17 protein-coding genes are annotated in these 14,265 nt (G+C 69.0%); 12 read left to right on the top strand and 5 right to left on the bottom strand.

The window, feature by feature from the left end:
* Positions 1–82 precede the first annotated feature (82 nt).
* The 9 genes from FMM06_RS07505 (at position 83) to FMM06_RS07465 (ending at position 8,252) form a co-directional block, all read left to right on the top strand.
* A complete protein-coding gene (locus tag FMM06_RS07505; protein ID WP_185965083.1) occupies positions 83–964 on the top strand; it encodes a glycosyltransferase in 882 nt (293 codons plus the stop codon).
* Positions 961–1,974: a glycosyltransferase family 2 protein gene (locus tag FMM06_RS07500; protein ID WP_185965082.1), complete on the top strand. Its 1,014-nt coding sequence runs from the start codon at positions 961–963 to the stop codon at positions 1,972–1,974. Before FMM06_RS07505 ends, FMM06_RS07500 begins: the two co-directional genes overlap by 4 nt.
* A 58-nt stretch (positions 1,975–2,032) precedes the next feature.
* Entirely contained in the window at positions 2,033–2,959 is a 927-nt protein-coding gene (locus tag FMM06_RS07495) for a hypothetical protein (RefSeq protein WP_144236650.1), read from the top strand.
* Positions 2,960–3,064: 105 nt separating this feature from the next.
* Positions 3,065–3,943: a glucose-1-phosphate thymidylyltransferase RfbA gene (gene rfbA / locus FMM06_RS07490; protein ID WP_235889139.1), complete on the top strand. Its 879-nt coding sequence runs from the start codon at positions 3,065–3,067 to the stop codon at positions 3,941–3,943.
* Complete coding sequence (gene rfbC / locus FMM06_RS07485; RefSeq protein WP_144236649.1) at positions 3,940–4,482, top strand: dTDP-4-dehydrorhamnose 3,5-epimerase; 543 nt, start codon at positions 3,940–3,942, stop codon at positions 4,480–4,482. The genes rfbA and rfbC overlap by 4 nt, the downstream gene beginning before the upstream one ends.
* Positions 4,479–5,339 (top strand): dTDP-4-dehydrorhamnose reductase, encoded by an 861-nt coding sequence (rfbD, locus tag FMM06_RS07480; RefSeq protein WP_144236648.1) that lies wholly within the window; start codon positions 4,479–4,481, stop codon positions 5,337–5,339. The genes rfbC and rfbD overlap by 4 nt, the downstream gene beginning before the upstream one ends.
* The gene (rfbB, locus tag FMM06_RS07475; protein WP_144236647.1) at positions 5,332–6,423 is read left to right on the top strand and encodes a dTDP-glucose 4,6-dehydratase; all 1,092 of its coding nucleotides are present in this window, start codon (positions 5,332–5,334) and stop codon (positions 6,421–6,423) included. Before rfbD ends, rfbB begins: the two co-directional genes overlap by 8 nt.
* Before the next feature lie 48 nt (positions 6,424–6,471).
* Positions 6,472–7,632 (top strand): Na+/H+ antiporter NhaA, encoded by a 1,161-nt coding sequence (nhaA, locus tag FMM06_RS07470; protein WP_144236646.1) that lies wholly within the window; start codon positions 6,472–6,474, stop codon positions 7,630–7,632.
* Positions 7,629–8,252, top strand: a complete 624-nt coding sequence (locus tag FMM06_RS07465; protein ID WP_144236645.1) for a DUF1345 domain-containing protein — start codon at positions 7,629–7,631, stop codon at positions 8,250–8,252. The genes nhaA and FMM06_RS07465 overlap by 4 nt, the downstream gene beginning before the upstream one ends.
* Here the strand turns inward: FMM06_RS07465 and FMM06_RS07460 are convergent.
* Genes FMM06_RS07460 through FMM06_RS07445 form a run of 4 tightly spaced genes read right to left on the bottom strand, consistent with a single transcriptional unit; the run spans position 8,154 to position 11,818 of the window.
* A complete protein-coding gene (locus FMM06_RS07460; RefSeq protein WP_144236644.1) occupies positions 8,154–8,975 on the bottom strand; it encodes a TlyA family RNA methyltransferase in 822 nt (273 codons plus the stop codon). The genes FMM06_RS07465 and FMM06_RS07460 overlap by 99 nt on opposite strands.
* Positions 8,976–9,021: 46 nt before the next feature.
* Complete coding sequence (locus FMM06_RS07455; protein WP_144236643.1) at positions 9,022–9,360, bottom strand: hypothetical protein; 339 nt, start codon at positions 9,358–9,360, stop codon at positions 9,022–9,024.
* Complete coding sequence (gene dxs / locus FMM06_RS07450; protein WP_144236642.1) at positions 9,357–11,300, bottom strand: 1-deoxy-D-xylulose-5-phosphate synthase; 1,944 nt, start codon at positions 11,298–11,300, stop codon at positions 9,357–9,359. The genes FMM06_RS07455 and dxs overlap by 4 nt, the downstream gene beginning before the upstream one ends.
* A gap of 23 nt (positions 11,301–11,323) precedes the next feature.
* Positions 11,324–11,818 carry a Fur family transcriptional regulator gene (locus tag FMM06_RS07445; protein ID WP_144236641.1) on the bottom strand — a complete coding sequence of 165 codons (495 nt, stop codon included), beginning with the start codon at positions 11,816–11,818 and terminating at the stop codon, positions 11,324–11,326.
* Positions 11,819–11,866: 48 nt separating this feature from the next.
* On the opposite strand from FMM06_RS07445, the gene FMM06_RS07440 reads away from it, so the two are divergent.
* Positions 11,867–12,280: a low affinity iron permease family protein gene (locus FMM06_RS07440; RefSeq protein WP_144236640.1), complete on the top strand. Its 414-nt coding sequence runs from the start codon at positions 11,867–11,869 to the stop codon at positions 12,278–12,280.
* Here FMM06_RS07440 and FMM06_RS07435 read toward each other — a convergent pair.
* Positions 12,277–12,639 carry a MerC domain-containing protein gene (locus FMM06_RS07435; RefSeq protein ID WP_144236639.1) on the bottom strand — a complete coding sequence of 121 codons (363 nt, stop codon included), beginning with the start codon at positions 12,637–12,639 and terminating at the stop codon, positions 12,277–12,279. The two genes, FMM06_RS07440 and FMM06_RS07435, sit on opposite strands and share 4 nt — an antisense overlap.
* 99 nt (positions 12,640–12,738) lie before the next feature.
* On the opposite strand from FMM06_RS07435, the gene FMM06_RS07430 reads away from it, so the two are divergent.
* Together FMM06_RS07430 and FMM06_RS16960 are read left to right on the top strand one after the other, a co-directional pair.
* Positions 12,739–13,896, top strand: a complete 1,158-nt coding sequence (locus FMM06_RS07430) for a DUF3089 domain-containing protein (protein ID WP_235889137.1) — start codon at positions 12,739–12,741, stop codon at positions 13,894–13,896.
* Entirely contained in the window at positions 13,881–14,261 is a 381-nt protein-coding gene (locus tag FMM06_RS16960; RefSeq protein ID WP_235889135.1) for a GFA family protein, read from the top strand. Before FMM06_RS07430 ends, FMM06_RS16960 begins: the two co-directional genes overlap by 16 nt.
* Positions 14,262–14,265: the final 4 nt, after the last annotated feature.

Genomic DNA, 14,265 nt, shown 5'->3' with positions numbered 1-14,265 from the left:
CACCTCTCCTTATTGCACTGCAGCATCGGCTTGAGGCGGGGGGTTGGCTGTGGCGATCGGTGACGGCCAACCGCGGGCAACCGTGATCATCCCCCATCTCAACACGCCCGATGCACTGGCGCGTTGCCTCGCGTCGGTCACTGGCCAGCACCTCGACCACGGGACGTTCGAGATCATCGTCGCCGACAACGGCTCTACGGTGCCGCTCGACGCGGTGCGCACCGCCTACCCGCAGGTGAAGTTCGTCGTCGAGCCGACGCCCGGTCCGGGTCCGGCGCGGAACACCGGGGTCGCGGCGTCCCGCGGACCCGTCCTTGCGTTCATCGACGCCGACTGCCGGGCCGAGGCCGGGTGGCTGCAGGCCGCAGTCGACGCCGTCGAGCCCGACCCCGACCACAGCGTCGTCGGCGGCGACGTGCGCATCGATTTCGCCGATCCCGATCGCATGACGGCTGCCGAGGCCTATGAGGCTGTCTTCGCCTATCGCCAGGCGATGTACATCCGCAAGCTGCGCTTCTCGGGCACCGGCAACCTCGCGATGGGGCGCAACGTCCACGCCCGCGTCGGGCCGTTCGCGGGGATCGGGGTGGCCGAGGACCGCGACTGGGGGCGGCGCGCCTGTGCGCTGGGGCTGCCGGCGCGCTACGTGCCTGCGATGCGCATCTATCACCCGGCGCGCCCCGACTTCGACGCGCTGGCGACCAAGTGGCGGCGGCAGGTGGCGCACGACCTCGCCGACCACCGCGCCCATCGTCGCGCGATGTGGAAATGGTACGGCCGGGCGGCGGCGGTCGCGCTGTCGGTGCCGGTCAGCGGCGCGCAGCTGCTCGTCTCCGAGCGGCTCAGCGGCCTCGGCAACCGCTGGCGGGGCCTGACCATGCTCGCCCGCACCCGGCTGTTCCGCGCCGCCGAGATGGTGCGCGCCGTCGGCGGCGCCTCGCAGGCCGAAGGGTGGAACCGGTGACCCGGCGCCTCGGCATCGTCCTCGTCAACTGGAACCGCTGGGCGGACACGATCGAATGCCTGGAATCGGTGCTTCGTGCGGGCACCAAAGTGCACATCGTCGTCGTCGATAACGCGTCCGCCGACGGCTCGCTCGACCGCATCGCCGAATGGGCCGCGGGCGGGCTGCCCGCGCAGCCAGCCGACCCGGACATGGCGCGCTTCTCGCAGCCCCCGGTGGCGAAGCCAATCAAAGTGATCCGCCTCGACGCCGCGACCGCCGCGGCGACGCCGCCGGCTGATGTCGACGTCACGCTGATCGATTCAGGCGGCAACCTGGGCTTCGCGGGCGGCAACAACGTCGGCCTGCGCCACCTGCTGCTCGACCCGCGCGTCGACTATTTCTGGCTGCTCAACAACGATACGGTCATCGACCCGCGGGCGCCTGCCGCACTGATCCAGCGCCTCGACGCGACGCACCGCGTCGGCATGTGCGGTACGATGGTGCGCTATTATCACCGCCCCACCCACATCCAGGCGCTTGGCGGCAGCGTGTTCAGCATGTGGACTGGCCAGTCGCGCGGCCTCGGCTTCAACCAGCCGGCGAGCATGCCCTTCGACCCCGCGCTGATCGCCCGCCAGACCGACTTCGTCCTCGGCGCGTCGCTCGCGGTGTCGCGCGGCTTTCTCGAGACCGTCGGCCTGATGGAGGAAAGCTATTTCCTCTATTTCGAGGAGATCGACTGGGCGGTGCGCGGCCGCGGCCGGTTCGTCACTGCATTCGCGCATGCCGCGGTCGTTTATCACAAGGAGGGCGGCTCGATCGGGTCGAGCGGCACGGCGGGGGGCCGCAGCGCGATGTCGGAATATTACATGCTGCGCGCGCGCCACGGCTTCATCAAACGGCATCGGCCGTGGCTGCTGCCGGTGCACGGCGCGCTGTCGCTGGCGCTGATCGCGCGCCGGCTGCTGCGCGGCAATCGCGTCCAGGCGGCGGCGATGCTCCGCGCCCTGACCGGGCGACCGTATTGACGCGAGCCCGCGCAACGGGTTTAGGCAGGTCATGATTTCGGGGTGTGGAGGAAATACGATGCGTATCGGTAACCGGGCGGCACTCGTGGCGGCAATCTCGCTGGCTGCGCTCACCGCGGCGTGCGGCGACAAGAAGGACGAGGCACCGAAGGGCCAGGTCGTGGTTACCGTCAACGGCGACGACGTGACGGTCCACGAGCTGAACTCCGAGCTGCAGCTGCTCCGCGCGCCGCCCACGGCCCCGCGCAAGCAGGTCGAGCAGGTCGCCCTGCAGCGCGTCGTCGAGCGCAAGATGCTTGCCGATGTCGCGCGCGAGCGTGGCCTCGACAAGAACCCGCAGTTCCTGCTGGCGCGCCGCCGTCTCGACGACGGCCTCCTCGTCCAGGCGCTGCAGACCGACATCGCGCAGAAGGTGCCCCAGACGACGCGCGAATCGGCGCAGAAGTACATCGCCGCCAATCCGTCGCTGTTCGCCGAGCGCAAGATCTTCACGATCGACCAGATCCGCTTCCTGCGTCCCGCCAACATCGCGCAGATCGGCCTCGAGCCCGCCAAGACGATGGCCGATGTGGCCCGCGTACTGAGCAACGCCAACATCCGCTTCGAGCGCGCGCCCGTCCAGCTCGACGCGCTGACCGTCAATCCGGCGCTGACCAAGGAAATCGTGCGGATCACGAGCAAGAACAGCGACGAGGTCTTCATGTTCGCCGACCAGCCGCAGGGTGCACCCGCGCCGATCATGTTCGTCAACCACGTCACCGGCACGAAGGTCGAGCCGTTTATCGGCGAGGACGCGATCAAGTTCGCGCAGCAGCTGATCCAGCGCCAGGAAATCCAGAAGGCGCTGACCACCGAGCTCGCCAAGTTCAAGACGGCGGCCAAGCCCAACATCAAGTACGCGACGAACTACGCGCCGCCGCCCGAGAAGCCGGCCGCCACGCCCGCGGCGGGGGCTCCGGCCGCAGCGCCGGCGCCGGCCGCCTGATCGTAGACTCCCGGGGCCTCCAGCGCCCCGGGTCGTACGGCGTCTGAGGGGCTGCAAGATTGCTGCGGGCGGTTAACTTGCGCCTGCGTCTTGAAGGGGGCATGTGTGGCACGGCGCGGTATCATCCTGGCGGGCGGCAGCGGCACACGCCTGTATCCGTTGACCAAGCCGGTCTCGAAGCAGCTGATGCCCGTCTACGACAAGCCGATGATCTATTATCCGCTGTCGGTACTGATGCTGGCGGGCATCCGCGAGGTGCTGATCATCACCACGCCCGCCGACAGCGCGGCGTTTCGCGGCCTGCTCGGCGACGGCAGCGACTGGGGCATGCGCATCGACTATGCCGTGCAGCCCGAGCCCAAGGGGCTGGCGCAGGCCTATCACATCGGCGCTGACTTCGTTGGCGACCAGCCCTCGACGCTCATCCTGGGCGACAACATCTTCTACGGCCACGGCCTGCCCGAACTGCTGGCCAAGGCCGATGCCCGCACCGACGGCGCGACGGTGTTCGGCTATTACGTCAAGGACCCGCAGGCATACGGCGTCGTGTCGTTCGACGCCTCGGGCCGCGCCGCGACGATCGAGGAAAAGCCCGCCGAGCCGAAGTCGAACTATGCCGTCACCGGCCTGTATTTCTACGACGGCGACGCGGTGCGGCAGGCGCGAGACATCAAGCCGTCGGCGCGCGGCGAGCTGGAGATCACCGATCTCAACCGCGCCTATCTCGAAGCGGGCCGCCTCGAAGTCGAGCTGATGGGCCGTGGCTTCGCGTGGCTCGACACGGGCACCCACGCCTCGCTGCTCGACGCCGGGCTTTATGTCCGCATCGTCGAGGAGCGGCAGGGCCTGAAGATCTGCTGCCCCGAGGAGATCGCCTGGCGGCAGGGGTTCATCGACGCCGCGCAGCTCGAGCGCATCGCCGCGCCTTTGCGCAAAAGCGGTTACGGCGAATATCTGCTCGATCAGCTGAGGATGGCGGGGTGATCGTCCACGACACCGCTCTGCCCGAGGTCAAGTTGCTCGAACCCCGCGTCTTCGGCGACGACCGTGGTTTCTTCCTCGAAAGCTGGAACGCTACGACTTTTGCCGACATTGGCATCGACGCGGCGTTCGTCCAGGACAATCACAGCCGTTCGGCGAAGGGCGTGCTGCGCGGGCTGCACTATCAGATCGTCGAGCCGCAGGGGAAGCTGGTGCGCGTCGTTGCGGGCGCGGTGTTCGACGTCGCGGTCGACATCCGCCGCTCGAGCCCGAACTTCGGAAAATGGACGGGGCACGAGCTGAGTGCCGTCAACAAGCACCTGCTGTGGGTCCCTCCCGGCTTCGCGCACGGCTTCGTGACTTTGAGCGAAACCGCTGATTTCCTGTACAAATGCACGACGCTCTACGCCCCCGCGCACGACCGCGGCATCGCGTGGAACGACCCGCTGATCGCCATCGACTGGCCGCTCGACGCACCACCGCTGCTGTCGGCGAAGGACGCCGCCGCGCTGCTGCTCGCCGACGCCGAGGTGTTCGCATGATTGCGCTGATCGCCGGCAGCGGCGGGCAGCTTGGCCGGGCGCTGCAGGCGACTGCCCCCGCAGGCGTCACCGTCATCGCGCCGGCGGAGGCCGAGTTCGATATCACCGACGCCGATGCCGTCGCGAGCGTCGTCGCCGACGCCCGCCCGACGCTCATCATCAACGCGGCCGCCTACACCGCCGTCGACAAGGCCGAGGCCGACGAGGCCGCTGCACGCCGCGTCAACGTCAACGCCGTCGGGCTGCTGGCGGCCGCCGCACGCACCGCGCACGCCGCCTTCGCGCACGTCTCGACCGATTTCGTTTTCGACGGCACCGCGCACACGCCCTACCTGCCCGACGCAGCACCCAACCCGGTCTCCGCCTATGGCCGCACCAAGGCCGACGGCGAGGCGGCGGCGGTCGAATTTCATGGCCACCCGCTGATTGTCCGGACAGCCTGGGTCTATGCGGCGAACGGTGCGAACTTTGTCCGGACGATGCTGCGCCTGATGGCCGAGCGCGCGGAGGTCCGCGTCGTCGCCGACCAGATCGGCACGCCGACGCACGTGCCGACGCTGGCGCGCACGATCTGGGCACTGACCGCGAAAGGCTCCACCGGCCTGTGGCACGCCACCGACGCCGGGGTTGCGAGCTGGTATGATTTCGCCGTGGCGATCCACGACGAGGCGCTCGCGGCAGGCGTCCTTGTCCGCCCCTGCCGCGTCCTGCCGATCCGCACCGCCGACTACCCGACGCCGGCCAGGCGTCCGTCCTACGGCGTGCTCGACAAGACCGCGACGTGGAATAGCATCGGCCCTGCAAGACATTGGCGCGATGAGCTGCGGGATTGCATCAAGGAGATCGCGCGTGGCTAACCTCCTCGTTACCGGCGGCGCGGGCTTCATCGGCGCGAACTTCGTGCATTATTGGAACACGCACCATGCCGGAGATACCGTCGTCGTCCTCGACGCGCTGACCTATGCCGGGAACCGCGACAACCTGACCGGCGCGACCGCCGACCTGGTCGAGGGCGATATCCGCGACACTGCGCTCGTCGAGGCCCTGCTCCGCGACCGCGCCATCGATACGCTCGTGCATTTCGCCGCCGAGAGCCATGTCGACCGCTCGATCCACGGCCCCGACGCGTTCATCGACACCAATATCCTGGGCACGCACAGCCTGTTGAAAGCCGCGCGCACCGTCTGGCTCGGCGAGGCTGCAAAGCCGCACCGCTTCCACCATGTCTCGACCGACGAGGTCTATGGCTCGCTCGGGGCGAACGACCCGGCGTTCAGCGAGACGACTGCCTATGCACCCAATTCGCCCTACTCGGCGTCGAAAGCGGCGTCGGACCATCTCGTGCGGGCGTATCACCACACCTATAGCCTGCAGGTCACGACCTCGAACTGCTCGAACAACTACGGGCCGTATCAATTCCCGGAAAAGCTGATCCCGCTGTTCCTGATCAACGCGCTGCACGGCCGCAACCTGCCGATCTATGGCGACGGCATGCAGATCCGCGACTGGCTCCATGTCGAGGATCATTGCCGCGGGATCGAGGCGGTGCTGGCGCGCGGCCAGATCGGCGAGACCTATTGCATCGGCGGCGGCGCGGAACTGCCGAACATCACCGTCATCGACACGCTGTGCGCGGCGGTCGATGCGGCGTTCGCCAGCGACCCCAGCCTCGCCACCCGCTTCCCCGATGCGCCCGCCGCGCAGGGCCGGGCGACCGCCAGCCTGAAGACCACCGTCGCCGACCGCCCCGGTCACGACCGTCGCTATGCGATCGACGAACGCCGCGCACGCGACGAGCTCGGCTACATGCCGGCGCGTGACTTTACAGCGGGTTTTGCAGCGACCCTGAAGTGGTATCTCGACAACGAGCCGTGGTGGCGGCGCGTTCTCGACGGCAGCTACCGCGACTGGGTCGCGACCAACTACGCGGCACGCGCCTGACGACCGGAAATTAATGCCCGGGGCGCGGTCACGCGCTACACAGGGACGATGAAGCGCCGCACACCGATCACCGCTATCCGCCGCTTCCTGCAGAACGGCTCGTCTGGTGGCCTGTTGCTGATCGCCACGGCGGCGCTGGCGATGGTCGTCGCGAACAGCCCCGTGTCCGACGTGTATTTCGATACGCTCGGCACCTATTTCGCCGGGCACGACCTGCGCACGTGGATCAACGACGCGCCGATGACGCTGTTTTTCCTGCTCGTCGGGCTGGAGATCAAGCGCGAGCTGCTCGACGGCGAGCTGTCGTCGCCCGCACGCCGCCGCCTGCCCGTCGTCGCGGCGCTGGCGGGCATGGCGGTCCCGGCGCTGATCTTTATCGCGATCAACCGCGGTGACCCGGACGCGCTGCATGGCTGGGCGATCCCTGCCGCCACCGACATCGCCTTTGCGCTCGGCATCCTCGCGCTGCTCGGCAGCCGCGTGCCGGCGTCGATCAAGCTGTTCGTCACCGCTGTCGCGATCATCGACGACCTCGGCGCGATCGTCATCATCGCGGTCGCCTATACCGAGCAGATCAACTTCCTCGCGCTCGGCGCCGCCGCGGCGATGCTCGCGCTACTCGGCGGGCTCAATCGCGCGAAGATCGACGCGGTCTGGCCCTATCTGCTGATCGGCGCAGGCGTGTGGTTCGCGGTGCTGCAGTCGGGCGTCCATGCGACGCTCGCCGGGGTCGCGGTGGCCGCGACGATCCCCCTGCGCGTCACGCGCGGCCGGCCGGAGGATGCGACCTCGCCGCTACTGCGCCTCGAGCATGCGCTGTCGCCGATCGTTGCGTTCATCGTCGTGCCACTGTTCGCCTTTGCCAACGCGGGGCTCGACTTGCGCGGCATCGCGCCCGCCGCGCTGATCGCGCCGCTGCCGCTCGGCATCGCGGTCGCGCTCGTCGTCGGCAAGCAGGTCGGCGTGTTCGGCGCGGTCTGGGCGATGGTCCGTCTCGATCTCGCCGATTGTCCCGCGGACGCGACGTGGCGGCAGGTCTGGGGCGCGGCTTTGCTCTGCGGCATCGGCTTCACGATGAGCCTGTTCATCGCCAACCTCGCGTTTTCGGACGCGGCCCAGATCGACGCGGCGAAGCTCGGCATCGTCGCGGGGTCGCTGATCGCGGCGCTGGCGGGCACCGCGGTGCTACTGACCGGCCGCCGCCGGTGAACCTCGCGAGGCGCTATGCGCGCTTCGTGCTGTTCTTCGCGGTGTTCGCCGCCGCGACCGCCGCGCTGGCGCTGCGCGTCGACCTCGTGCCTGCGATCCTTGGCGGGTTCGACATCGCGGTCGCGGCGTTCCTGATCGCCTTCGCCTGGTCGCTGGGCGGCGAAGCGGCTGAGGGCATGCGCCGCCGCGCCGCCGAGAACGAGCCCGATCATCTCGTCCTGCTGCTGATCGCGGCCGTCGTCGTCGCGGTTGTCGTCGTCGCGGTGGGGTTCGAGCTGACCACGCCGGGCGGCGGCAATCTCGCACTGTCGGGCGGGACGTTGTTCGCCGCGTGGCTGTTCGGCAACCTGCTGTTCGCGTTCCATTATGCGCACGCCTATTACCTCAGCGACGGCAAGCGCGATCGCGGCGGGCTCGACTTTCCGGGCGACGCCGACCCGACCTATTGGGATTTCGCCTATTTCGCCTTCGTGCTGGGCATGACTTTCCAGGTGTCCGACGTGTCGATCACCGCACGCGGGCTAAGGCGCGTCGCGCTGATCCACAGCCTGATCGCCTTCTGGTTCAACCTCGCCGTCATCGCGCTGACCGTCAGCCTGGTCGGCGAGACGCTCAAGTGACGCGGCGATCAGAAACTCGACATTGCCCTCGGGGCCGGTGATCGGGCTCGTCGTGGTTCCGTGGACGGTCCACCCCTGCCCCGTCAGCCACGCCGCGACCTCGGCACAAACGCGCGCGTGAATCTCGGGGTCGCGCACCACCCCGCCCTTGCCGACCTCGCCCCGCCCCGCCTCGAACTGCGGCTTGATCAGCGCGAGCAGCCACGCACCGGGCTTCGCGAAGGTCAGCGGGGTCGCGAGCACCTTTGCCAGCCCGATGAAGCTCGCGTCGCAGACGATCAGGTCGACCGGCACCGGGATTTCATGCGCCGTCAGCGCGCGCGCATTGGTCTGTTCGAGGACGGTGACGCGCGCATCCTCGCGCAATTTCCACGCGAGCTGGTTGGTGCCGCTGTCGACCGCGAAGACATGGGCGGCGCCGCGCGTCAGCAGTACGTCGGTGAAGCCCCCCGTCGACGATCCGACATCGATCGCCGTGACGCCCGCCACATCCCAGGCGAAATGGTCGAGCCCGTGCGCCAACTTCACCCCGCCGCGCGACACCCAGGGATGATCGCGCCCCTTCACCGTCAGCACCGCGTCCGCCGCCACTGCCTGCCCCGCCTTGTCGACCTTGCGGTCGCCGAGGAAGACATGTCCACCGAGGATCAGCGCCTGCGCACGTGTCTTGCTTTCGGCGAGGCCGAGATCGACGAGGCGCTGGTCGGCGCGGGGCTTGGTCATGCGAACAGGGTGCGAATGGTCGGCCGGTGAACGAAGAGCACCCGGCTCAGCCCTCCGGCGGGAAGGTCGACGCCTGCATGCGCCGGGCTTCGTCGGTCTCGGCGGGGAAGATATACTTGCGCAACTGGCCGTCGATGCGTCCGGTCATGAACCCCGTGCCGACCATCCCGCGCACGCGGTGGACGTGCTGGGAATAGCGCGCCTGGAGCGCGGCGAGCGCTGCCTGGTCATCGCGCCGCGCTGCGCTGAGCGCCTCGACCTGCTGTTTCAGCTGGTCGACGGTGCGGGTGAGATCGTTGACCCGCGCCGTCAGCAGCGTCGTGTCGTCGAGCACGCGGGTAATCTTGACGTCGCCGGTACTGAGTTTGCCCGGCCGGATCGTCACGCCCGCGCGCCCTCGATCACACCTACGCTATTGTGCCGCAGCGCCTCCAGCACCGTCGCGACGATCGCCGGGGCGTCGAGGCCGGCAGTGACGTACTGCGCCGCGGGACCGTCATGCTCCTGGAAGATGTCGGGCAGGCGCATGGTGCGGACCTTGGGGCCGTTGTCGGTCAGACCCTCGTCGCTGAGCCAGGTCAGGACGTGCGCGCCGAAGCCGCCGACGGCGCCCTCCTCGATCGTCACCAGCACGTCGTGGCTGATCGCGAGCTTGCGGATCAGGTCATGGTCGAGCGGCTTGGCGAAGCGCAGGTCGGCCACCGTCGTGGAAAGCCCGCGTGCCTCGAGATCGTCGGCGGCCGCCAGCGATTCGGTCAGGCGCGTGCCGAGCGACAGGATGGCGACGGTCTTGCCCTCGCGGACCACCCGCCCCTTGCCGATTTCGAGGCGGATCGGCACCGCGGGTAGCGGCACGCCGGTGCCCTCGCCGCGCGGATAGCGCACCGCAGACGGCCCGCTGTCGTGCATCGCGCAGGTGTGGACCATGTGGACCAGCTCGGCCTCGTCGGCCGCGGCCATCACGACCATGTTGGGCAAGGTCGCGAGATAGGCGACGTCGAACGACCCGGCGTGTGTCGCGCCGTCGGCACCGACGAGGCCGGCGCGGTCGATGGCGAAGCGCACGGGCAGGTTCTGGATCGCCACATCGTGGACGACCTGGTCGTACGCGCGCTGCAGGAAGGTCGAGTAGATCGCCGCGAACGGCCGCATGCCCTGTGCCGCGAGACCAGCCGCGAAGGTCACTGCATGCTGCTCGGCGATGCCGACGTCGAACAGCCGGTCGGGGAATTCTGCCTCGAACTTGTCGAGGCCGGTGCCCGACGGCATCGCCGCGGTGATCGCGACGATCGTCTCGTCGCGCCGCGCCTCGTCGATCAGGGCTTTCGCGAAGACGTTGGTATAGCTCGGCGGCCCGGCCTTGCCCTTGACCTGTCCGCCGGTGACGACGTCGAACTTCTGCACCGCGTGATACTTGTCGGGCGCGGCCTCGGCGTGTTCGTAGCCCTTGCCCTTCTGCGTCACGACATGGACGAGGATCGGGCCTTCCGCGGCGTCGCGGACATTCTCCAGAACCGGGATCAGATGCTCGAGATTATGTCCGTCGATCGGGCCGACGTAGTAGAAGCCGAGCTCCTCGAACAACGTCCCGCCGGTGGCGAGCGTGCGGACATATTCCTCGGCGCGCTTGGCGGTGCGCTTCAGGTTCGGGCCGAGCGTGCGGCGCGCCATCTGCTTGACGGCATCGCGCAGCTCGAGGAACGGCCGCGACGAATACATGCGCGCCAGATAGGCCGACAGCGCGCCGACCGGCGGCGCGATCGACATGTCGTTGTCGTTGAGGATGACGACGAGCCGGTTGCCCGCGGCGCCGGCATTGTTCATCGCCTCGTACGCCATGCCCGCCGACATCGCGCCGTCGCCGATCACCGCGATCGCCTTGCCGGGCTGGCCTTTCAGCTTGTTGGCGACCGCAAAGCCGAGCGCCGCCGAGATCGACGTCGAGCTGTGCGCGGTGCCGAACGGGTCGTACTCGCTCTCGCTGCGCCGGGTGAAGCCCGACAGGCCGCCGCCCTGGCGCAAGGTGCGGATTCGGTCGCGCCGCCCGGTCAGGATCTTGTGTGGATAGGCCTGGTGGCCAACGTCCCAGATCAGCCGGTCCGACGGCGTGTCAAAGACATGGTGGATGGCAACCGTCAGCTCGACGACGCCGAGGCCGGCGCCCAGATGTCCGCCGGTCACGCTGACCGCGTCGATCAGCTCGGAGCGGAGTTCGTCGGCAACCTGCTTGAGCTGCGGAATGTCGAAGCCGCGGAGGTCGGTGGGATAGGTCACCGTGTCGAGAAGCGGCGTGCTAAGTCGTTCGGTCACTGATGGCTCGCCCATGATCGCGGGTATAGCGCGCAGGATTAGCGGTCTAAGCCACTCTTGTCGATTGCCGCCGGTGTCGCGCAGGCCACACAGCGCCCGCGAACTTCGAGCACCGGGCGCACCGGCGTGAAGCCCGTGGCGCTTGCGGCACCCCGCACCTGGTCGGCGATCCGGTCGTCGTCGATGTGCGTCGTCGATCCGCAGCCGTCGCAGACGAGGAAGATGCAGTCGTGGCGGCAATCGGGGTGGGCGTTCGCCAGATAGGCGTTGCGGCTTTCGACGCGCATCGCGACGTTGGTGCCGACGAAAAGGTCGAGGATGCGATACACGCTGTTCGCCGCGACGCGCCGGTCGAGGCGCTTCGACACGGCCTCGGTCACGTCGTACGCACTCGCGGGCTTCTCGAAATCGGCGAGCGCCTCGAACACCGTGGCACGCAGGTCGGTCCATTGCTCGCCGCCGCGCTCGACCGCGCCGCGCGCCGCGAGCGTGAGTGCGGGGCCGGGGGCGTCGTGGTGTGCATGTGCAGCCATGCTAGGGAATATGGGCGCGCGCGCCGTGCGCGGCAAGCGAGGGGCAGCATGGACAGGATCTTCACGGGCGTCGCCAACCGCGTCGCGGCGTTCGTCGGGCAGCCGCTGGCCTTCGTGCTGGCGCTGGGCGCGATCATCGTCTGGGCCGGCACGGGGCCGCTGTTCGGCTATTCGGACACGTGGCAGCTCGTCGTGAACACCTCGACGACGATCGTCACCTTCCTGATCGTCTTCCTGATCCAGAATTCGCAGAACCGCGATGCTGCCGCGCTCCACGCCAAGCTCGACGAGCTCATCCGCGCCACCGCGCTGGCGCGCGACGAATTCATCGGCATCGAGCATCTGACCGAGCATGAGCTGCGCGCCATCCGGGACGCGCTCGAGGCCGAGAGCAAGGCGGCGGGCGTCCGCCACAGCCGCACGCGCCATGGCAGCGTGACGCGCCTGCTCGACCGGCGCTAGGCGCGCAACCAGCGCAGGTTGAGCAGATGCGCGACGCCGAGCAGCGCCGCACCCGCCATCGACATCGCAATCTCGCCGGGACCGTGGGGCAGCAGCAGCGACCCGGCCATCATCGCGAGGCCCACGCCGCCCATAAGCATCGGCCAGCCGCGGCGATGCGCGCGCATGCCCTTGAGCAGCGCGACCGCGGCGAGCGGCAGCGCAATCATCAGCCCGATGGCATGAACCTGGTGGCTCCAGAAACCGCCCGCGGCCGTCAGGCCGGTCAGCAGCAGGCTGCCGCCGAGGCAGTGCACCAGGCACAGCCCCGACAAGCCCATCGCCGAGCGGTCGAGCCAGCTGTTCGTGCGTTCGGACATGGCCGGCGTGATACGTTGTTACATGACGCGGTGCAAGCCCCGTAACGGCTAGGCAAATGGCCGCACGCATCGCTAGGGTGCCGGCAAACAATCAAGGGGATGATGCCGATGAAGTTCTTCGCTGCAGCCGCGCTTGCGCTCGCTGCCACGCCCGCGCTGGCCCAGCCCGCACCCGCCGCTCCGGTCGATTATACCGCCGACGCGAGCTGGCTGTGCCGCCCGGGCCGCGCCGATGCGTGCGGTGCGCCGTACCGCGTCACCAGCGTCGCGGCGAACGGCAAGCTGACCGAGGCCGCCCTGCCCTCGACCCCGGCCAACGCCAAGATCGACTGTTTCTACGTCTACCCGACCGTCTCGACCGATCCCGGCGGCAACAGCGACATGACCGCCGATCCGGCCGAGCTGTCGGTCGCCAAGATCCAGTTCGCGCCGTTCCGCGAGGTCTGCCGCACCTACGCGCCGCTGTACCGCCAGGTGACGCTCGCGGCGTTGCGCGCGGTGCTGCTGGGCCAGGCGATGACCGCCGACCGCGTGCTCGCCTACAAGGACGTGTCGGCCGCCTGGGCCGATTACCTGAAGCGCGACAACGGCGGGCGCGGCGTCGTGCTGATCGGCCACAGCCAGGGCTCGGGCGTCCTCAGGGCGCTGCTGGCGCAGGAGATCGAGGGCAAGCCCGTCGCCGCCCGCGTGATCGCGACCTACCTGATCGGCACGAACGTCCTCGTGCCCGCGGGCAAGGATATCGGCGGCGACCTGAAGTCGACGCCGCTGTGCCGCAGCAAGACCCAGACCGGGTGCGTCGTCACCTATGTCTCGTTCCGCGACGAGACCGTGCCGCCCGCCGACACGCGCTTCGGACGCAGCGCCGATGCCGCGAGCGCGGTCGCCTGCACCAACCCTGCGGCACTCGGCGGCGGACGCGCGACGCTCAAGCCCTTGCTGCCGGCACGCTCGACGATCGTCGCCGACGCCGCGGCCCAGCCCGTCTGGGCGAAGGGCACGACGATCACCTCGGACTTCGTCGCCCTGCCCGGCCTGTTGTCCGCCGAGTGCCGCAGCACCGGCGGCGCGTCCTACCTCGCGATCCGCACCGACGGCGACCCCGCCGACCCGCGCGTCGACACGATCGCCGGCGATGTCGTCGTGGCGGGCCAGGTCCAGGCGGCGTGGGGGCTCCACCTGATCGACGTCAACGCCGCGACCGGCGATCTCGTCGACCTCGTCCGCAGCCAGGGGGCGGCGTGGGCGAAACGCTGAAGCTGACGGGCGGCTGCCACTGCGGTGCGGTGCGCTTTTCGGTCGCGGTGCCGCGCGACGTCGAGCTGCTCGACTGCAATTGCTCGATCTGCGCCAAGACGGGGTTCCTGCACCTGATCGTCGGCAGCGCCGATTTTGAGCTGAAGTCGGGCACAGCCGCGCTGACCGACTATCGCTTCGGCACCGGCGCGGCGCGGCATCTGTTCTGCGCGACGTGCGGGATCAAGAGCTTCTACGTCCCGCGCTCGCACCCCGACGGCTATAGCGTCAACTGGCGCGCGCTCGATGCGACCGACGGGGTCACCGCTACGGTGCGCGCCTTCGACGGCCGTGACTGGGAAGCCGCACGCAGCCGCCTCGACTGATCGA

The organism is Glacieibacterium frigidum (assembly GCF_007097155.1).
Classification (GTDB): Bacteria; Pseudomonadota; Alphaproteobacteria; order Sphingomonadales; family Sphingomonadaceae; genus Glacieibacterium; species Glacieibacterium frigidum.
Note: the sequence above shows the minus strand (reverse complement) of the source record. Positions and strands in the feature narration are given on the sequence as shown.